Annotated in this window: 24 protein-coding genes and 1 pseudogene; 17 read left to right on the forward strand and 8 right to left on the reverse strand. The window is 41.4% G+C overall.

The genetic code is table 11. The features are described from left to right. Window positions 1–155 precede the first annotated feature (155 nt). From IQ224_RS13410 to IQ224_RS13430, 5 genes are all read left to right on the forward strand, one after another. A complete protein-coding gene (locus IQ224_RS13410; protein WP_002741024.1) occupies window positions 156–845 on the forward strand; it encodes a J domain-containing protein in 690 nt (229 codons plus the stop codon). A 74-nt stretch (window positions 846–919) separates the two neighbouring features. Next, window positions 920–1531: a DUF3611 family protein gene (locus IQ224_RS13415; RefSeq protein WP_002741025.1), complete on the forward strand. Its 612-nt coding sequence runs from the start codon at window positions 920–922 to the stop codon at window positions 1529–1531. 2 nt (window positions 1532–1533) lie between these two features. Further along, complete coding sequence (locus tag IQ224_RS13420; protein ID WP_194033072.1) at window positions 1534–1875, forward strand: DUF565 domain-containing protein; 342 nt, start codon at window positions 1534–1536, stop codon at window positions 1873–1875. Window positions 1876–2075: 200 nt separating this feature from the next. Then, window positions 2076–3623 (forward strand): mercuric reductase, encoded by a 1548-nt coding sequence (locus IQ224_RS13425; RefSeq protein WP_194033073.1) that lies wholly within the window; start codon window positions 2076–2078, stop codon window positions 3621–3623. A 5-nt stretch (window positions 3624–3628) separates the two neighbouring features. Next, window positions 3629–3775: a hypothetical protein gene (locus tag IQ224_RS13430; protein WP_002758360.1), complete on the forward strand. Its 147-nt coding sequence runs from the start codon at window positions 3629–3631 to the stop codon at window positions 3773–3775. 11 nt (window positions 3776–3786) lie between these two features. On the opposite strand, the gene IQ224_RS13435 is transcribed toward IQ224_RS13430, so the two are convergent. The 6 genes from IQ224_RS13435 to IQ224_RS13460 all read right to left on the reverse strand — a co-directional run bounded on the left by IQ224_RS13435 (window position 3787) and on the right by IQ224_RS13460 (window position 6012). Continuing rightward, a complete protein-coding gene (locus IQ224_RS13435) occupies window positions 3787–4185 on the reverse strand; it encodes a type II toxin-antitoxin system VapC family toxin (RefSeq protein WP_081106832.1) in 399 nt (132 codons plus the stop codon). Between the two features lie 5 nt (window positions 4186–4190). Continuing rightward, on the reverse strand, window positions 4191–4478 hold the full coding sequence (locus tag IQ224_RS13440) for a hypothetical protein (protein ID WP_002790029.1): 288 nt from the start codon (window positions 4476–4478) through the stop codon (window positions 4191–4193). A 187-nt stretch (window positions 4479–4665) separates the two neighbouring features. Next, window positions 4666–4872: a type II toxin-antitoxin system HicA family toxin gene (locus tag IQ224_RS13445; RefSeq protein WP_002794160.1), complete on the reverse strand. Its 207-nt coding sequence runs from the start codon at window positions 4870–4872 to the stop codon at window positions 4666–4668. Further along, window positions 4869–5072: a type II toxin-antitoxin system HicB family antitoxin gene (locus IQ224_RS13450; protein ID WP_002734086.1), complete on the reverse strand. Its 204-nt coding sequence runs from the start codon at window positions 5070–5072 to the stop codon at window positions 4869–4871. Before IQ224_RS13450 ends, IQ224_RS13445 begins: the two co-directional genes overlap by 4 nt. A 117-nt stretch (window positions 5073–5189) precedes the next feature. Continuing rightward, on the reverse strand, window positions 5190–5510 hold the full coding sequence (locus IQ224_RS13455; protein WP_036399476.1) for a hypothetical protein: 321 nt from the start codon (window positions 5508–5510) through the stop codon (window positions 5190–5192). A gap of 307 nt (window positions 5511–5817) precedes the next feature. Beyond that, window positions 5818–6012 (reverse strand): hypothetical protein, encoded by a 195-nt coding sequence (locus IQ224_RS13460; RefSeq protein ID WP_002741037.1) that lies wholly within the window; start codon window positions 6010–6012, stop codon window positions 5818–5820. 252 nt (window positions 6013–6264) lie between these two features. Between IQ224_RS13460 and cysK the strand changes: the two genes are divergently transcribed. Next, window positions 6265–7224, forward strand: coding sequence for a cysteine synthase A (gene cysK / locus IQ224_RS13465; RefSeq protein ID WP_002734500.1), 960 nt, complete (start codon window positions 6265–6267; stop codon window positions 7222–7224). 69 nt (window positions 7225–7293) lie between these two features. On the opposite strand, the gene IQ224_RS13470 is transcribed toward cysK, so the two are convergent. Then, the gene (locus tag IQ224_RS13470) at window positions 7294–8010 is read right to left on the reverse strand and encodes a hypothetical protein (protein ID WP_194033074.1); all 717 of its coding nucleotides are present in this window, start codon (window positions 8008–8010) and stop codon (window positions 7294–7296) included. A gap of 416 nt (window positions 8011–8426) precedes the next feature. On the opposite strand from IQ224_RS13470, the gene IQ224_RS13475 reads away from it, so the two are divergent. From IQ224_RS13475 to IQ224_RS24165, 10 genes are all read left to right on the forward strand, one after another. Next, a complete protein-coding gene (locus tag IQ224_RS13475; protein ID WP_002741042.1) occupies window positions 8427–9110 on the forward strand; it encodes a hypothetical protein in 684 nt (227 codons plus the stop codon). 40 nt (window positions 9111–9150) lie between these two features. Next, window positions 9151–9933: a DUF2778 domain-containing protein gene (locus IQ224_RS13480; RefSeq protein ID WP_002741044.1), complete on the forward strand. Its 783-nt coding sequence runs from the start codon at window positions 9151–9153 to the stop codon at window positions 9931–9933. A gap of 55 nt (window positions 9934–9988) precedes the next feature. Next, the gene (locus IQ224_RS13485) at window positions 9989–10795 is read left to right on the forward strand and encodes a hypothetical protein (RefSeq protein ID WP_036399479.1); all 807 of its coding nucleotides are present in this window, start codon (window positions 9989–9991) and stop codon (window positions 10793–10795) included. A 65-nt stretch (window positions 10796–10860) separates the two neighbouring features. Next, window positions 10861–11964 carry a peptidoglycan recognition family protein gene (locus IQ224_RS13490; protein WP_036399482.1) on the forward strand — a complete coding sequence of 368 codons (1104 nt, stop codon included), beginning with the start codon at window positions 10861–10863 and terminating at the stop codon, window positions 11962–11964. A gap of 75 nt (window positions 11965–12039) precedes the next feature. Then, window positions 12040–12612 carry a cell wall hydrolase gene (locus IQ224_RS13495; RefSeq protein WP_036399485.1) on the forward strand — a complete coding sequence of 191 codons (573 nt, stop codon included), beginning with the start codon at window positions 12040–12042 and terminating at the stop codon, window positions 12610–12612. A gap of 41 nt (window positions 12613–12653) precedes the next feature. After that, window positions 12654–13814, forward strand: a complete 1161-nt coding sequence (locus tag IQ224_RS13500; protein ID WP_002741050.1) for a hypothetical protein — start codon at window positions 12654–12656, stop codon at window positions 13812–13814. Between the two features lie 40 nt (window positions 13815–13854). Next, on the forward strand, window positions 13855–14268 hold the full coding sequence (locus tag IQ224_RS13505; RefSeq protein WP_153044864.1) for a hypothetical protein: 414 nt from the start codon (window positions 13855–13857) through the stop codon (window positions 14266–14268). 36 nt (window positions 14269–14304) lie between these two features. Further along, a complete protein-coding gene (locus tag IQ224_RS13510) occupies window positions 14305–15321 on the forward strand; it encodes a hypothetical protein (protein WP_002741053.1) in 1017 nt (338 codons plus the stop codon). A 43-nt stretch (window positions 15322–15364) separates the two neighbouring features. Next, a complete protein-coding gene (locus IQ224_RS13515) occupies window positions 15365–16114 on the forward strand; it encodes a DUF2272 domain-containing protein (RefSeq protein WP_002741054.1) in 750 nt (249 codons plus the stop codon). Window positions 16115–16340: 226 nt separating this feature from the next. Then, window positions 16341–16532, forward strand: a complete 192-nt coding sequence (locus IQ224_RS24165; RefSeq protein ID WP_002741055.1) for a hypothetical protein — start codon at window positions 16341–16343, stop codon at window positions 16530–16532. A gap of 200 nt (window positions 16533–16732) precedes the next feature. Here IQ224_RS24165 and IQ224_RS13525 read toward each other — a convergent pair whose 3' ends face one another. Beyond that, entirely contained in the window at window positions 16733–16918 is a 186-nt protein-coding gene (locus IQ224_RS13525) for a hypothetical protein (protein ID WP_002731861.1), read from the reverse strand. A gap of 700 nt (window positions 16919–17618) precedes the next feature. Between IQ224_RS13525 and IQ224_RS13530 the strand changes: the two are divergent. Beyond that, a pseudogene (locus IQ224_RS13530) lies at window positions 17619–17759 on the forward strand (IS630 family transposase); the annotation flags it as partial.

Here is a 17759-nt window from a genome sequence, read left to right on the forward strand (position 1 = left end):
TTTTTATGACCATTTTTATTGATATGATTGGATTGACATTCAGGACATTGCATAATTTCTGAGTTTGATAATGGGTATTTTTGGGTGATCGCCTTCCTCCTCAATCATACCCTAAATCAGCAACGCCACAAAAGACAGATCGATCGCTTGCGCTCATGACCGGCAACCACTACCAAACCTTAGAAATCAGCCATAAATCGACCCCTGACGAGATTAAACGGGCCTATCGGCGTTTAGCCAGACAATTCCATCCCGATAGTCAAAACGATAGTGCCAGTCACGATAAAATCGTCGCTATTAACGCCGCCTACGAGATCCTAAGCGATCCGAGACTAAGAAAGGACTACGATAACCAACTAATCGCCAATTCTCCCGAAAAACGCGCCCAACGCACCGCCACCGCCCAGGCAAATTATCATCGTTACAAAGAAGCAGTCCAGGAAGACGAAGCCCTGGTCAAACAGTGGTATAACCAGACCTATAGCCCGATTAATCGCCTGATCGGTCAAATTATCCGACCCCTCAAAGGTCAGATCGATCACCTATCCGCCGATCCCTTCGATGATCAGTTAATGGCTGTTTTTCAAGACTATCTAGAAACCTGTCGCCAAAATCTCGATCGAGCCAAAACCCTCTTTTCCCAACGGCCCAACCCTGCCAAAATGGCCAAAGTGGCCGCCTCTGTGTACTACTGTCTCAATCATCTCACTGACGGACTAGAAGAATTAGAAACCTTTGCCCTTAACTACGATGATCACTCTCTCCACACCGGTCAAGAAATGTTTCGTATGGCCCAGCGTTTACAGGTAGAAGCTAAACAGATAGCCAGTCAGTGCCAAAATTAAATCTCTAGCCATGGGCAAAAAAAAAGACGAAAATAGATCAAGACCAGATTTACCCAATCCCTAGCTTAACCCCGATGAGAGACAAACAATCAGAAATTACCAATATATCCACCACTAGAGATTCTGATCTTTATTCCTTGCCTCCAGCCGTCCAACGGGCTGCTAATATCCTTTTACGTCAGGGAAGAATCGGTTTTTGGACGCAGATTGTCCTAGGCGTAATTTCAGGGGTTTTATTGCTCATTGCTACCGCTAGTTTATTAGGGACGAGACAACGCACTTCCGGTATTGAAATCGGTGTTTTATGTGCCATTGGTGGGGCTTGTTTCTTGGTAGTCGCCATTTTCTTTTCTTCTCGTTACATGAAAATCGCCCGTCAAATGTTGGGGGGTGATCAAGATAGTCGCCCGAAAAAATCCGATACTATTCAATTAATCCGTCAGGGTTTAATCGCTAATATTATCGGGATGTTTTTAACGATTTTGGGCGCGCAAGCGTTAGCGGGAATCGTCTTAATTAAATCCCTCAATGTTCCTCAAGGCACTTTTAATGTTGCCTCTAACCCCAGTCAATTTGTTAATTCTGTTGACCTGTTAATTGTGCAGGCTAATACTAATACAATTCTCGCGCACTTTACTGGTATTGTTACCTCTTTGTGGCTTCTTAATCGTATTACTTCTAAATAAATATGACCATGCAACGCACCCGTTTAAGTACGCTGGCTAATGTCACCAGCAGTCGATTTAATAGCTTTTTTGGTAATCCTTGGCGGCGGATTTCCCTCCAGATAATTTGTGTTTTATTTGGAGCTTTTTCTGGGCAAGCAATTGTCACTACTGCTGGCCAAACTGCTCAATGGGATGTCACCGCTGCCGGTTTATTACTGCTGTTTACGGAGGCGACTAGCCGGATTGTTTATCGAAAAAGTTCCCAGGCTAAACCAGCACCGATTCTGCGAGAATCTTTCAATTTACTAAAAATTGGTATCACCTATAGTTTATTTCTAGAAGCCTTTAAAATTGGCTCTTAAATCCCCAATTGAAAAATAAAACGCACGACTCCTTAAGAGTTGACAGAGAAAGGCTCATCAGGTTTTGTCCGATTAATACAACAACAACTAACATAGAACCAAGAAACTTACTCTACCAACTTGGTCAAGAGGGAAATTTATTGACTATAAACTACAGAATAAAGGCGGTAACTGCGCCTAGGGAGTCGAGGTAGTTCACTATGTTTCAAAATAGCTCCAGTGAAGTTAGTATTCTCCCCATGGACGAACATAATCAAAAATTAGTTAATTATGTTCATCCTGCCGATTGGCTCAATCCCCAACCCCAAGATTGTTATGATTTAGTCGTCATTGGTGGGGGTACTGCGGGTTTAGTCGTAGCGGCGGGAGCGGCGGGTTTAGATATAGGGTTAAAAGTGGCTTTAGTGGAAAAACATCTCATGGGGGGAGATTGCCTCAATTTCGGTTGTGTTCCTTCTAAATGTCTGATTCGTTCCTCTAGAATTATCGGGGAAATTGAGAAAGCCAAAAAATTAGGAATTGATATTGGAGATACTAGAGTAGATTTTGCCAGAGTAATGACCAGAATGCGGCAAATTCGCGCCGATATTAGTCATCATGATTCGGTGCAACGTTTCCAAAAACTAGGTATCGATGTCTTCTTGGGTAGCGCTCGTTTTCTAGGACAAAATGCCGTGGAAGTCACGGGAAAAACCCTCGCTTATAAAAAAGCCGTCATTGCCACTGGTGCTAGGGCTTTTCATCCCGATATCCCGGGACTAAAAGAAGCGGGATTTTATACCAATGAAACAATTTTTTCCCTCACAGAATTACCTCCCCGATTAGCTGTTATCGGTGGCGGGCCGATTGGTTGTGAATTAGCTCAAGCTTTTCAACGGTTAGGCGCACAGGTGATTTTATTTCATAATTATTCCCATCTTTTGAATAAAGAAGACCAAGAAGCGGCCGAAATTATTGAGAATACTTTCCTGCGGGAAGGAATGCAATTAATTCTCTCTTGCCAAATTGAACGGGTGACAAAAAATGAACGGGGTAAAACCATTGAATATACTAGCAACGGTCAAGGAGCAACTATCACCGTTGATGAGATTTTAGTCGCTGCTGGCCGGGTGCCTAATCTGTCAGGATTAAATTTAGAAGCGGTGGCCGTGGAATACGATACTCGTCGGGGAGTTAAAGTCAATGATTATCTGCAAACTACTAACCCGAAAATTTATGCGGCTGGTGATATCTGTATGGATTGGAAATTTACCCATGCCGCCGATGCAGCCGCCCGTATTGTGATTAAAAATACCCTTTTTTCTCCCTTCGGTTTCGGACGCGATAAGCTCAGTAATTTAGTTATGCCTTGGGTCACTTATACCGACCCAGAAATCGCCCGGGTGGGTATGGATGAAACCCAAGCACAGGCCCAGGGATTGGTCACTAATACTATTAAAATTCCTTTGAGTATAGTCGATCGAGCTATCACTGATGGCGAAACAGCAGGTTTTCTAAAAATTATTCACAAACAAGGTTCCGACCAAATTTTAGGAGCCACTATCGTCGCCGCTCACGCCGGTGAGATGATTTCCGAAATTACCACCGCTATGGTTGCCAAAATCGGATTGAGTAAACTCTCTACTGTTATTCATCCCTATCCCACCCAAGCGGAAGCGATTAAAAAGGCCGCCGATGCCTATCGTCGAACTCTCTTGACTCCTAATAGTAAAAAACTCTTGGAATTGTTGACTAAATTATCGCGTTAAAATCAATGATTGCCACCGGAGAACTGCGGCAGAACTTTGAACAATTCTGGCGGGAAGCTGCCGCGCAGTTGGGAAACGCCCAATCCCTCACCGAACGGGGGTCGGGGAAATGGCAAGAGTACCAGTTGGAGAAATACCAACCCCTGACGTAGCTCTGCCCTTTTTAGAATACAAGTAAACGGTGAAAACCTTCTTGCTCAAAATGGCGATCGGTGGTTAATGCTTCATTAATATTGAACTGACGCATCAATAAAAAGCTAACTGCATCACATAAGGAATAAGTCTTATCTTGCCGTGCCATCAATAGTTTGACAGCAGCACGATGTAAAGGCTCATCTATCCAAACTGTCTCGATATCTGGATTTTCTAGCAAATCGGTGATAAATTCTAGGGTAGCTAAACGCGGGTAATGGCGAACTTGAGCTAGAGCAACTAACTCTGCTAAAACGTAACTGTGGGTGATGCTTTTACCTGCACTATCTAACAATTGGACAGCTTCTTCATGTCCTGGTTGATCACGATAGACATAGCAAAGTAACCCAGAAGTATCGAGGAGTATCACCGATTTCATGTCTCCTCATGAGTATCTCCATACTCTCTCCCTAAGTCAGCATCAATGCTTTCATTATCTGCTCCTGTCGGATAGCCGCTAATTGAGCCAGCGTGCGCTCGAAAGCGTTGACGTGCTGCTTCTTTTTCGGCTTCCGTGCGTTGGTCTTTATTTTTGTTCAAGCGATACTGTCGCTCTAGGGAAGTTGTTACTAATTCTGACAGGTCGATACCTAATATTTTAGCTTGCTGTTGCAGGGCGGCATAAACTTCATCGCTCAATTCTAGGGTTAAGACTTGACTCATTTGGCTGTACCTTCATTGTGGCTATTGATTAGATTAATTTCTTTTTTAACTCTTTGACCATTATAACCTCGGACATCAGCTTGTCTCTTCACAGTAGCACTGTAGGGTGGGTTAGCGACAGCGTAACCCACCGCATATTAGAAAATTGATGGTGCGTTACATTAACATTAACGCACCCTACGAAAGCTTATAAGTCATCTTCCGATAATCGAGCTATTTTCATAATTGATTTTAAAGTTCCAATTTTTAAGTCCTGATTGCGGTGTACAGAAATAGATAGAATTTTATCTTCATCCTCCTTTTCATAAATATGGTGACTACTGGTAATTTTTTTGAGTATCCAACCTTTTTTTTCGACAATTTTACAGAGTTTTTTCCCTGATATTGATTTCATACAGCAATTTCAATCACTTCTGACCTAGATTCAGGTTGTTTGCTTTCATTGGCAACTTCTAACCAGCCTTGTATGGCATCTTGGAGGTTATCGACAACTTCGTCCATACTATCTCCTTCTGTTATACAACCGGGCAGAGCGGGAACTTCAGCCCAGTAACCGCCTTCTTCGGCTGGATGAATAATAGCTTTGATTTTCATCAGGTTCAGAATTTTTGAAAACTTATCTCTTATTTTAATATGAATATGGAAGTTGGGTTTCCTTGCGTCAACCCAACCTACAGGCGATGCGATCGCACTACAAGATCGGCGATCACACTAGCTTGCTGGTGCTGGTGGCGGATAGAAAGCTTGGGAAGACATTCCAAAGACTAACGGGGTTGCGGTCGGGTCGCTGAAGGAGTCAAATGTAATGATCTTGGTGTCATTTGGTCCGTCTTGGACAAACTTCTCTTCACCACCCGCCAGCGAGAAATTTAGTCCAAAAATCGAGACGCTTGCCGAGGCATCGTAGTAACTCTTCACCGTTTCAGTGTATGTCTGTGTGCTGATAGTAAGTGTCACCTTTGGCTTGTAAATCACAAATACTGATACCGGCACCATGTGCAGTGTGCCTTCTTCACCGAAGAAGTCTTTCATTGTAAATCGGCTACCTTAGAACTCCTGCAAAAATCCAACATCTACGATTGGGTTAGGAGATAGGATTCAGGAGACGGGATTCAGGAGATAGGAGTCAGGAGATAGTAGTCAGGAGTCAGTAGTCAGTAAGAATTGCGGCAATTTACATTTCTCAAGATAGACAACAGAATTTATGTCCGACTACTTATCAGTTATCAGTAATCAGCGAGGTTGAATTATCGCTTTTTTCTCAAAAATTTGGATAGTATCTCAGCATATTTTAGTGAGTTAGCCATAGCAAAGTAACCTACTTTTCAGAATTTAAAAGTTAGTAGCTGATGCTATCACCTGAAATTAACTGCTGCCATTCAGAATCCTGCTGATAGTGGTCAAGCATAGACTCAGCCTGCCCTTCAAGGATACGCCTGCACTCAATCAATGGTAACTTGAGAAAAGCCAGACGTTGCTCTAGGGATAAAGCTTGTTCTTCAGGGGTTAAATAAGACGGATTAGCCTCTTTCACCAGTGGGAAAACCTTCAGTTTGTCAGAAAAATCCCATTCCTATCATATCTAGATTTTATAGGACATCCTCTCAAGCTAGGCGGACTGATTAAAGAAACAAAGGAAAATGGAAATTTTGCCGATCTAGGGCTGGCCTTTGCTATAAGTGAGCTATATAGCGCCTCCTTGGCTAGTGAGGAAATTCTCAAACGCTAAAGCTGAGAACTTACCGCTATAACTAAGCACACGAATCACCCAGACTGAGAAAATATCATGCGTATCGCTCACGATGTCACCGAATTGGTTGGCCGCACACCTTTAGTACAATTGAATCGGATTCCCCAAGCGGAGGGCTGTCTTGGCCGAATTGTGATGAAATTAGAAGGGATGAATCCCGCTGCTTCCGTCAAAGACCGCATTGGCACTCACATGATTAATAGCGCCGAAAAAGCGGGTTTAATCAATCCAGAAACCACGGTTTTAGTGGAACCCACCTCTGGCAATACGGGAATTGCCCTCGCGATGACTGCGGCAGCTAAGGGTTATCGCTTGATTTTAACTATGCCAGAAACGATGAGTTTAGAACGCCGGGCGATGTTAAAAGCCTACGGTGCTACCCTAGAACTTACCCCCGGTTCCCAAGGTATGAAAGGGGCAATTTTACGCGCGCAGCAAATTGTCGATAGTATCCCCGGGGCTTATATGTTGCAACAATTTCGCAACCCTTCTAACCCAGAAATTCACCGTCTCACCACTGCTGAGGAAATTTGGCAAGACACCGACGGACAGGTAGATTTTATTGTTGCGGGTGTGGGTACTGGAGGCACGATTACGGGAGTCGCTGAAGTGATTAAATCTCGTAAACCTAGTTTTCAAGTAGTCGCGGTGGAACCTTTCAATAGTCCGGTGATTTCCGGGGGTAATCCCGGTCCCCATAAAATTCAGGGTATCGGTGCGGGTTTTATTCCAGAAGTTTTACGCACAGATCTGATTGATGAGGTAATTACCGTCAGTGATGAGGAAGCTTTTCAATTTGGTCGTCGTTTGGCAAAAGAAGAGGGTTTACTTTCGGGGATTTCTTCCGGTGCCAATCTTTGTGCCGCAATTCAACTAGCCCAACGACCGGAAAATGAGGGTAAATTAATTGTGGTGATTCAGCCTAGTTTTGGAGAACGTTATCTGAGTACGCTGATGTTCCAAAATATCGAGGAGCGCGAGTTAACTTTGGTGTAAAAAAATATCCTCCTCAGCCTCTAGCAGTCAGCTTTAGTTGAGGGCTGATTGCTAATAGCAGAGAGCTTTTTAATCATATTTCAAGAGGGATTTTTTCACCTGTAGGGGTATTTGTAAAGGTTGCGGTTTGATTGCTTCTTTGCCAGAAAAATTATCCAATAAAGCCGATCGCACTTGTGCATCGGTTTCTCGTGAGAGAAGATAGCGGAAGTATTCTTGGCATTGTTCTCGACGACTGGGGGAAAGTTCCATTTCACTTAAACGTCGGACGGCCATTAAGCGCATTAAGGGATCATTGACTGTTAATTTTTCTAACCAGCGATCGAAGTTTTTTGACTCATTTTCACCGCGATGGTCGAGAAAATGCCATCCTAGCAGGATTAAAGTCAAAACCGTGCCAAATCCTTGCAAAATTGAGGCCAGGGCCAACCAGCGATTTTCGGCATAGGTCCAAATGGCCACAGCGAGATAGGTGGCTAAACTGCCTAAACCGCCACAGACTACCGCTAAAGTTAACTTACCGCTGTCGGCGCTGAAAAAAGCACGCCCCCACAGCCACAGCGATGGCCAGTTTTGCCCCTGGAGATGGTAAACTCCGATCATCGCCCCCACCCCGGTTAAAGTGGCCAAAACTAACTGCCAATTCCACGCCCAGAGGATCAAAAAACTAGCACAAGCTGCCGCCCATGTCAAGAATTGACGGGTTTTTTTTGCGGCGAGAGTTTTGATGACTCGACGCTGCAGAGCGGGAGAAAAATAGGGAGGAAGGCGGAATACTGAAGACACGGGAAGTTTTTCACTGAGGGTTTGATGATCACTATAGCCTGTTCTCAGGCAGACAGATCATTTTTCTCGGTAAAAATCCTTGTAGGAAAAGAGCGAAGTGCTAGGGTGGCCTAAAATTGCGATCGAGAATCGGCTAAAGTTCAGATTGGCGAGCTTAGGTGTTAGGATGGTTTTCAATCAAACTCAACTTTTTTTAGCAATAAATAGCTGAACAATATTCTGTAAACTTATATATAGAAACCTCAAGAAATATGTTAATTTGCGCTCTTTAAGACAGTAAATTCTGATAGACGATCTAGAGTAGTAAGTATAAATACCGCACCTAATTTTACCTAGTCACGCCAGCTGTCTAACTCATCTATTTCACTTCCGCACAGAGTTAAAACGTCCTTTGTTACGTTCTGAGAGGCAAAAAAATGACTACTCAACTACAACAAAAAGCCGAACTTGAAATCGTCACCTTGAACCCTGTTTACGGAGTTAACTATAACAAGGGTTACATCGGTTTTACCTATGACGGAACAAATCCAGTCGGTCGGGGGATTGCTTATTTTACTAAGTGGGATAAAATCAGCAATATTTCTGCTACTCACGCTCTCATCGTTACGGGTGAAAATACCTGTATTGAAGCGAATGCTGGCACGAATATGGTAGAAGAAAATCCTCTGTATCCCTATTTTGAACCTTCTAATTGCCAAATTTTCTTCCGCAAACCCAAAGATTTAACTGATGAGATTGCAGAGCGTATTGTTGAGATTCTCAAACCAGAAGTAGGTAAAAAATATGACTATAAACTAATCCTAGCTCATGCCTTTTCTGGAAGTTTACCCGGTCAGATACTCAATCTTTTATCACGGCAAAAAGTCAAAAAATTACTGTCTGAAGCTCTCAATTGTCCTGATAAATGGATTTGCAGTGAATTGGCGGCCTACGCTTTAGATGAGCAGCCTGAATACCGGGATATCGGAGTTCTGATCAATCCTAATTCTACCATTAATCCTCAAAAATTATTTGAAGATGATCTGATTTTTCAGGCTTGGGAAAATCAGGTTGCAGCAAAGTTTAAAGATTTAATCACTGGGACAACAGTAATTGCTTAAATGATCGAAAAACACTTTTGATTAGAAAGGAGAATCAATTATGGCTTATTTACTCTTTAAAATGGATTTGCCAACATCACGAACTAATCAGTTCCGTCAAGGCAAACTTCATGTCATGGAAGGAAACACTTCCATTAAATCTTGGACAGCAACATCAGGATATGCTCCGTATCAATGCCTCAATGATCAATCTACAAGGGCTAAAGGACCGATTCCATCCTGCAGCAAGGTTGGCATAACCAATTATTCTGTTAGTACCTCTCCAATTAATCATACCAATACACCTGGAATCCGTAGCAATTTTTATCATATTCTCAATTCGCGATGGTCTGAGGGAAGGATATTTGTTAATGGTATTGCAAGAAGTCAATTTGGTATTCATTTTGATGATCGCAGTCCTGGTTCTGCTGGTTGTATTGTCATCCGAACTCGTTCTGAGTGGAATGATTGCGATCAATATCTTAAAGCCTATCGTCAACGAGGACATAATCGTATTGACTTAATTGTTCAGTACAACGGTAGTTCTCCGCTGCTACCTCAATCTCAAGTTTTCACCGTACAGCAACCCACTTCAGGTCAAAACCAACCTGTTAATACCTCTATTACCTTTTCAGGAACGGCAAAACCAGAAGTCTCAAAAATCATCGCCTTAGTCGGTCCCGGTGGTCCTTTCAAAATTGCTGAACTGACCAATGTAGGCGCAACATGGCGTTTTGACTACAAGTTTTTAAACCGTGGAGTCAATCGTCCTTTCACTTTTCAAGCCTACAATTCATCCGGTCGTTTACTGCAAACAATTTCATTCAGACTCACCATTAGCTAGATTTATTTCGAGTGAAAATTGTGCCTAATTTATCTATTTCTAGGAGGATAAGATTATGAGTTGGCTACGGTTTACGATGAATTTGAATGATGATCCCTCATCTTTAGAGGAGATACCTGATAGTTATCAGACCTTAGTGAAGGGTCAATTGGCGATTATGGAAAGAGATGAAGCAAAAAATATTTATGAGGCAACATCGGGTTTTCCTCTCTATCAGTTTATCTCTGCTCAAAGTTTGATTGGCCGCGGTCCGATTCCTTGCTGCGGGAAGGTAGGAATTGCCGCTTATACTGTTTCAACCCTACCTTTTGACTTAACTCCAGAAGCGAAGAGTGAAGAAAATTTTTACTTGATTGAGCCAGATACTGTAGATGCACATGGTGTTAAACGGGGAAGTTTTGCTATTGAATTTGATGATGAGCCTCCCGGTTCTGCTGGAGCAATTGGCTTAATTAATCCTCAAGATTGGCAAACATTTCAAGCATTTATGGCTGACTATCATCAGCAGGGATTTGAATCAATTGATTTAATTGTTGAATACAATAATATTGCAAAACCTGCGCCAATATCCTTATCAGAATCTGTTTTTACAGTAGAGTACCCAACCCCTGAAACGGTTCATAATATTAGTAAGCCGCTTACTTTTTCAGGGATGGCAAATGCTTCTGTCACCAAGATTATTACGACTGTTAGTGGAGAGGTAATGTTCATTATCGGGGAAGTTGAACCGATGGATGGACAATGGAAATTTGAGATTCAACTGGATAGTACAGAGGAGAATTTATTCAAATTCCGTGCTTTAGATCGAGATGGAAATCTCTTACAAACTATCGAATTTAGTTTGATTTTAGATGAGGATTAATTACTCTCATTTCAATAATTAAATTTTTCCCATTTCAACCATTTACTAAATTGGAGGAAGTCATCATGATTACTATTACCAGTGTTCCCGAAACAATCGAAACTAATCAGAATTTTGTCATTAAAGGAACAGCATCAGATGATCTACGAGAAAAACCCGTTGAATTAATCATTGATTATCAGTATAAAGTCTCAGGGGGAAACGTTGCAGATGACGGAACTTGGCAAATTAACTTAGTCTTTCTGTCTGCGGGTGATCGCCGCTTAAAAATTGTCATTGGCGATCCCACAGATAATACAGCATACGCCAATATTCAAGTAGTGGAAGCTGTTGCCACTATTCGCATCACCCATCTACCTACAACTATCAAAACATCAGAACCTTTTGTCATTAAGGGAGAAGTCGATAACCTTGCTAATGGTGAAGAATTGCTAATTCGTATTGATGGGCAATTTGATGTGGCTAAACCCATCGTTGAAGGGGGGAAGTGGGATGCACAGATTGTCCTTTCTCAAGGTGGACGGCGATTGCTAGAAGTCATTGCATCAGATCAAGAAAAGCTCCAAAAAGAGATCGATATTCAAGAAAGTTCTCCTACCCTTAACATTATCACTCGTCAAGTTTGGGGCGCACCGCCTACTCCTTCTAGCCTTCCCAATCTTAATGCCCAACGCATTACCATTCATCACACTACTAATCCTGCTTTGTCTCCGAGTGCAAACCAAACCAGCGAATTTCAGCGCATGAGAAGTATTCGCGATTATCATGTAAATTCCCTCCAATGGTCTGACATTGGCTATCACTATGTCATTATGCCCAGTGGTCGTATTTATGAAGGTCGTTATGACCGCAAACGAGGGGCGCATGACAAAGTTAATGACGGTTTTGGTATTGCTTTTGATGGAAACTATGTATCAAGCAGTATTACAGATACACAATTCAATTCTGCGGTTGCTCTTTGCACTCAGTTGTGTAAACGGATGGGTATTAATGATCCTACTGTTCTTGTTTCTACTCCCACCTATTTTTCTGGAAACCCCAATCGCAACCTTCCTCGTATTTTAGGACACCGCGATCGTGATTATAATTCTTGCCCTGGAACACCGAATGGCACAACCGTGCGTTTAGAGCAAATTCGTCAAGCCGTTAAAAGGGCATTGTCAAATTAAGTGATCTTAAATTAGTTAGGTTTGGCTTCAATTTTACCTAACCGATGTTTCCCAAATTTATCAGGAGAAAAGCTCATGGCGAATCAATACAAAGTTAAGGCAGGAGATAGCCTCTACAAAATTGCCCAAAACCATAATTTATCCCTCACAAGATTGCTTAATCTTAATCCACAAATTTCTAATCCCAATCTAATTCAAATTGGCGATCCCATTAATTTACCTGATTCTGGAAGTGATAGCGGTGAGGTGGCCCCAGACGCTTCGGATATTATGGCTCGAACAATTTATGGGGAAGCACGCGGAGAATCTGAACTGGGACAAATTGCAGTAGGTTGGGTCATTCTTAATCGTGTTGCTAAACAAACATGGTATGGCAAGGATGTTGTAAACGTATGTCTTAAATCTTGGCAGTTTTCCTGTTGGAATCCTTCAGATGCAAATCGAGCAAAAATCAAGTCGGTTAAAATAGGCGACCCAGTGTTCGATAATTGTCGTGAAAGTGCTAGAAAAGTTCTTACCCGCACTATCCCTGATCCAACGAATGGAGCAACTCATTATCATGCAAAATCCGTTAAACCTTCTTGGACTCAAGGTGCCACCTTAACAAAAACAATTGGTAATCATTTGTTCTACAAAAATGTCGATTGATTAAAAGTTAGAGAAATCAACTCAAAAGGAGGTTGTTTTCTATGAAACTTCACCGTAAAAATGTCAAAGCGAATCTTCGGCAATCAAGTCTTTGGATTTCTCTGATTTCGCTGACTCTAATAACCAGTGGTTGCCATGAGGATTTAAGCCAAGTCCGAGAATTTAGTAAGGTATCAGGAACAATTCAAGAAACATCTGAAAAGCTGGGAAAAGATATATATGAATCCTGTCTTAGACGAGAAAACCGACTGGATGAAACCGAGAAACTCCAATCATCCTTTGCTCAAACTCAATTTCCGTCTCCTTCTGGCGTTTTAACTCGTGAAAATAGTCGGACAAGAACATTAGAAGGATTTGAAGAATTTCCAGTCACGGGAGATTCTAATCCTTATAAGTTTCCCCCGATTAGAATGGATGAACGATGCGATCGCTTTAAACCCGTCGCTAAATCTACCATTCAAGCCAATCTTCTTGCCGTCAATTATTTAGAATCCCTCGGACAATTGGCAGGTGATCAACGGGTTTCACTGAACCAAAGTCTCACGGATATTGGGAGTGCCATTACCAATCTCAATTCCATCTTTGGAAAAGCTAAAATATCCGTGCAGATCAATTCAGATTATGTTAAAGCGGGAGAAAATATCGTTGGCTTTTTACTGGATAATTTTGTTGTTAAGCCCATTCAGCGTAAAAATCTTAAATCTGTTATTGTTTGCCAAGATAAAAATTTTCAACAATATATTTTGTTGCTCAATGAAGTTAATCAACTTTACCGAGATACTTGGTTAGAAGCTGAAAAAGGTGGACTCTATCGTTACTTTGAAGAGCGATTTCAACAAGCACCCACTCGCTATCGCAATAATATGCCAGAGTTTGCCAATGAAATTCAAACAATTACCCAACAATATACCCAAGAAAAGGCTCAATTAAACGGTCGAAAAGAGCAAGCGGAGACTTATATTGCATTATTATCTCTCACGGCTCAAAATCATCATGAACTAGCCGTAATTTTCGGAAATAATATGGATAAAAAAGCAATTCAATCATTCTGTCCTCAGAATTCTACGGCCACAACAGATGAAATCTATCAAAACTTAGAGCCTCCTTCTCAGGAACAATTAAAAGAAGCTCAAAAAGTTTTAGATAACTATCTCAAAGAAGCTAAACCTTTAGTGGCTAAACTCAACCAAAAAGCTCCGTAGAGATGCTTACTATTTATCCTATTTAATTTGAGGTAAAATGATGAACACAATGACTCGCTCAGACGCTAAAGACCTTGCTCAGAAAATCCTAAACTTAGTCCCTTTTCTCCAGCAAAAACGCTATGAATTATTTAATCAAGGTGAGTTAACTCCTGAAGAATTTTTAGTGATTGCTCGCTATGAGAGAAGATTATTAGAATTTGTGGATGATTTGAGCCTGATTATCTTTCAACAAATTCTAACCGATTTAGAAGCCCCAGCGACTCGACTTCAAAAATCTATTCAGGAAGCGCAGAAAGCTATTCAAAGAGTCAAAAAGACCAACAAATTGATCGATATTGTCAAGTGTGTTGTCAATCTCGCTGGAGCAGTAATCTTGGCAGTTAAGCTAGGAACACCTGCAACGCTAATTAACTTAGTCAATCAGTTAGATAACCTATTGATGACTGTTTAGAAATTCAATCTTAGGTCAACTTTAAAGGAGAACTGTATGAGTACCTTACAAATTATCAATCCTACCAATCATGCTCGATTTGAATGTCTAAAACCTGTTACTTTTACAGGCAAAGTCGATCCTGGAATAGTCACTGTAGAACTAAAAGCAGACGAACAATATTCCCTAGGCAGTGGTCAGGTTAAAGCGGATGATTCTTGGTCGATTACTTATTCAGGATTTACCAATATCGGTGAGCGCAAAATTACCGCCATCGGTTTTGAGCAAGGAAATCAAAAAAAGGCAGAAACCAGTATCTATATTAATGTTGTTTACGCCACGGATGGACTTGATAAAATTATTGAGGTTGCCGCTAATTCCCAAATAGCCCGTTATCACTGGCTCGATCGAGGAGTTGCACCCAAAGGTTACATTAAAGGGATGGCAGTTGTCTACGCTAAGGTTTATTGCCAGTTGAAAGCAGCTAATCCCTTTGCCAAAGAAATGGCGAAAGCTAACACAGGAAACTCCGATAAAGATGCCTTAGCACACTACGCTCAGAAATTCCGTGATTTAGGGATGAATAATAGCGTGGCAGGGGTTGATACCCTCAGACATTTATTTGTCTTGCTGATAGGTTTAGGAATGCGGGAAAGTTCTGGAAAATACTGTGAAGGACGTGATCGTTCAGCCAGCAATACCACTGCTGAAACGGCGGAAGCTGGATTATTTCAAACAAGCTATAATGCCCGCAGTGCTAGTCCATTATTACCCCAATTATTTGAACAGTATTTAGCCAATTTATCAGGGTTTATCGAAATCTTTAAGGAAGGGGTTACTTGTCCTCCTCAAGACTGGGAAAACTATGGAGAAGGGAAAGGGAAAGAATTTCAACGCTTGTCGAAAGCTTGTCCGGCTTTTGCCGCCGAATTTGCTGCTATTGGCTTAAGAAATCTCCGAAAACATTGGGGACCAATTAACCGCCTAGAAGCTGAAATTTGTCCTGAAGCTGATGCTCTGTTACAGCAGGTTCAGAAGATTGTTGATCAATTGAATCTTTGTCCATTGTTTTAATTATCTTTTTTTCTATCTCTCAAATAAGGGAAAGTAGGGAGTTATGAAACTTTTCAATACTCTAATTGCTGGTGGATTATTAACTATTAGCTTTTTAGTCATTACTGGGGCAACAAAAGCTCATATCTTTCAAGAAAAAGTGGCTGAAAACGCTGTTAAAGAATGGCGAAATTTTCATAATCCACCCATTGTTGTCAGAGCTAAAGCAGATACTGAAATACGCAGAGATACAGGAACAGCTGAAAGACCTCTAGAATATGCTCAATGTAACATAGTTAATCGTTACTGGCGCAGTGTAAAAACACCCCCTAGAGGTGACTTTTGTAGATTACCCAGAATAGCAGATAAAAATCAAGGAGGCTGGGATAATTATCCTTGGTCAGCCGCTTTTATTTCTTTTATTATGAAACAATCAGGGGCAGGTGATCAGTTTAAATATAGTGTCCGTCACGCTACTTACATCCTTGATGCCGTCAAAAATCGGGACAATCCTAATGCTTCTTTTCGAGGCTATCACATTGATTGGATTCGTCCATCTGTTGGCGATCTAATCTGTGCGCCGCGAGGAGAAAATGCGGGTTTAACCTATTGGAAGATTATTGATCAAGGAGATTTTGAATCTCATTGTGATATTGTGGTTGCCAAAAATAACAATCAATTAGAAGTCATCGGTGGGAATGTAGGAGATAGTGTGGCAAAAACGATTGTTTCTCTAGACGATCAGGGACACATCAAAGTCACCAAACCTGATTTCAGACCTTGGTTTGTGGTTATTAAAAATAATCTCAGATAATGTGCAACTCTTGAAGTGATGGCAAAGTTGAAATCTTTAAGGAGGAAAGGCGATACATGGGAAAATCCTGCGCTTTTCCTCCCCTATAGAATTTAAGCGTATTGTCGCTGGACAAGAATATCATTTTCAAGCAACAGGTCAATGGACAGACTGGACAATTGCCTGTAATGCTGATGGTTATGAAAGTCCTAATTTCTTGCTGAAACTATCTGAAGGACTACGACGAATGCCTAATTCACCTTGGTTTTCACTGATTGGTTCAATTGATAAAGATCAAGATAGTTTCTTCCTCATCGGCACAAATAAACAGTTTATAGCCCCAAAAACAGGACGGCTTTACTGCTTTGCTAACGATGTGATCATCGCCTATGGCAATAATCGAGATAGCATCCAACTCACTGTAACTTCCTTAACTTGACAAAGGGAAAATATCCTATTTGTTAACTGTCTGCTGTTGTTAAAGTAACCTGTCCAGAATCAGGCAAAAAAGGGGCAAAAATGATGACTACCCAAAAACCGAAAGCTCTAGTCAATACTGTTATCAAACAATCGCAGTGGCAATTGTGGCACCTGTATTGCCTGTCCTGTGGCTCAAGTGACTATGCTAAAATCGGTCAACTAGAAATGACGAGAAACGATTTTTTCAATAGTCGCCTGGGTATCCTGCAGCAGTTTCTCGCGACTATCTCTAGTATTAGTCAGACTAGGCACGAGATTACGAGCTTGTAAAGCCATGTGAAGTTGTAGTTGAGCCACATACTCACGGATATCTTCGCGGGTTTCCGATTGGTTAGGATGAAACATAGAGAAACTGGAAGGGTCTGTCTAGCTGATAGGGTCTTGTCGATAACTCCTATACAAGTTATCACAAGACCTTAGGTTCCCGTCAAGGATTTGCTCCAACTCTACACATTTCTCAACATAACTTATAACAGTCATCTCAAGGGCGAGGTATAAAGTTTTCGTGCTCTTCGGTTTGTGTTATGCAATGGATGGGGGTTATAAGGAATGCAACCCTTATAGAGACAGACATTACCGCGATTTTTGTCAATTGTTTGCGATCTAGAGCGAACTAATCAATTAAATCTCTTGCCAGATAAGGATTTAGTCGATTTATGCCCCCATATCGAACCATACCAAGTCCCGAAGAGCCAGTTTTCGTTTTGGGGAGCCAGTCGCCAGTCGTCGATACCAAATTCTAGACAGTAATTCCCAATTCAAACGGTAGCACAGAATACAGAATCAGTCTTACTCTTGATGGGTGGTGATTCGGTAGTAGTGATGGAGGCTTAATCCTTTGCTTTACTGTGCATTGTAGTCATGGATAAAAACGTGATTCTCCATTTTTTTAGAGGAAATGATCTGTTAGTAGTGCCGTAGCCTCTTGCTTACCCAGTATCAAGTGTGTAAAATATTTATTAATAAGTAGTCATGCAAAATTAATTACCCAAATAAAAAATTAAGAAGTATAATACATGAAAAAACGAAGTAGCAGGAAAATACAATGAGATTGATTAGAGACCTAAACCCCGAGAGCCAGAAAATGCTAGAGAGAATTTATCGAGCTAGTAAACATCATCAAGTAAGAGAGCGAGCGAAATGTATACTCTTAAGTTTTCAGGGAACCACGATAGAAGAATTGAGC

The organism is Microcystis sp. LEGE 00066 (assembly GCF_015207925.1).
Classification (GTDB): domain Bacteria; phylum Cyanobacteriota; class Cyanobacteriia; order Cyanobacteriales; family Microcystaceae; genus Microcystis; species Microcystis ichthyoblabe_A.

Bases quoted from the DNA above. Each gene is read 5' to 3' on its own strand.
- IQ224_RS13410 (WP_002741024.1), top strand. From the start codon at position 156: ATGACCGGCAACCACTACCAAACCTTAGAAATCAGCCATAAATCGACC.
- IQ224_RS13415 (WP_002741025.1), top strand. From the start codon at position 920: ATGAGAGACAAACAATCAGAAATTACCAATATATCCACCACTAGAGAT.
- IQ224_RS13420 (WP_194033072.1), top strand. From the start codon at position 1,534: ATGACCATGCAACGCACCCGTTTAAGTACGCTGGCTAATGTCACCAGC.
- IQ224_RS13425 (WP_194033073.1), top strand. From the start codon at position 2,076: ATGTTTCAAAATAGCTCCAGTGAAGTTAGTATTCTCCCCATGGACGAA.
- IQ224_RS13430 (WP_002758360.1), top strand. From the start codon at position 3,629: ATGATTGCCACCGGAGAACTGCGGCAGAACTTTGAACAATTCTGGCGG.
- IQ224_RS13440 (WP_002790029.1), bottom strand. From the start codon at position 4,478: ATGAGTCAAGTCTTAACCCTAGAATTGAGCGATGAAGTTTATGCCGCC.
- IQ224_RS13445 (WP_002794160.1), bottom strand. From the start codon at position 4,872: ATGAAATCAATATCAGGGAAAAAACTCTGTAAAATTGTCGAAAAAAAA.
- IQ224_RS13450 (WP_002734086.1), bottom strand. From the start codon at position 5,072: ATGAAAATCAAAGCTATTATTCATCCAGCCGAAGAAGGCGGTTACTGG.
- IQ224_RS13455 (WP_036399476.1), bottom strand. From the start codon at position 5,510: ATGAAAGACTTCTTCGGTGAAGAAGGCACACTGCACATGGTGCCGGTA.
- cysK (WP_002734500.1), top strand. From the start codon at position 6,265: ATGCGTATCGCTCACGATGTCACCGAATTGGTTGGCCGCACACCTTTA.
- IQ224_RS13475 (WP_002741042.1), top strand. From the start codon at position 8,427: ATGACTACTCAACTACAACAAAAAGCCGAACTTGAAATCGTCACCTTG.
- IQ224_RS13480 (WP_002741044.1), top strand. From the start codon at position 9,151: ATGGCTTATTTACTCTTTAAAATGGATTTGCCAACATCACGAACTAAT.
- IQ224_RS13485 (WP_036399479.1), top strand. From the start codon at position 9,989: ATGAGTTGGCTACGGTTTACGATGAATTTGAATGATGATCCCTCATCT.
- IQ224_RS13490 (WP_036399482.1), top strand. From the start codon at position 10,861: ATGATTACTATTACCAGTGTTCCCGAAACAATCGAAACTAATCAGAAT.
- IQ224_RS13495 (WP_036399485.1), top strand. From the start codon at position 12,040: ATGGCGAATCAATACAAAGTTAAGGCAGGAGATAGCCTCTACAAAATT.
- IQ224_RS13500 (WP_002741050.1), top strand. From the start codon at position 12,654: ATGAAACTTCACCGTAAAAATGTCAAAGCGAATCTTCGGCAATCAAGT.
- IQ224_RS13505 (WP_153044864.1), top strand. From the start codon at position 13,855: ATGAACACAATGACTCGCTCAGACGCTAAAGACCTTGCTCAGAAAATC.
- IQ224_RS13510 (WP_002741053.1), top strand. From the start codon at position 14,305: ATGAGTACCTTACAAATTATCAATCCTACCAATCATGCTCGATTTGAA.
- IQ224_RS13515 (WP_002741054.1), top strand. From the start codon at position 15,365: ATGAAACTTTTCAATACTCTAATTGCTGGTGGATTATTAACTATTAGC.
- IQ224_RS24165 (WP_002741055.1), top strand. From the start codon at position 16,341: ATGCCTAATTCACCTTGGTTTTCACTGATTGGTTCAATTGATAAAGAT.
- IQ224_RS13525 (WP_002731861.1), bottom strand. From the start codon at position 16,918: ATGTTTCATCCTAACCAATCGGAAACCCGCGAAGATATCCGTGAGTAT.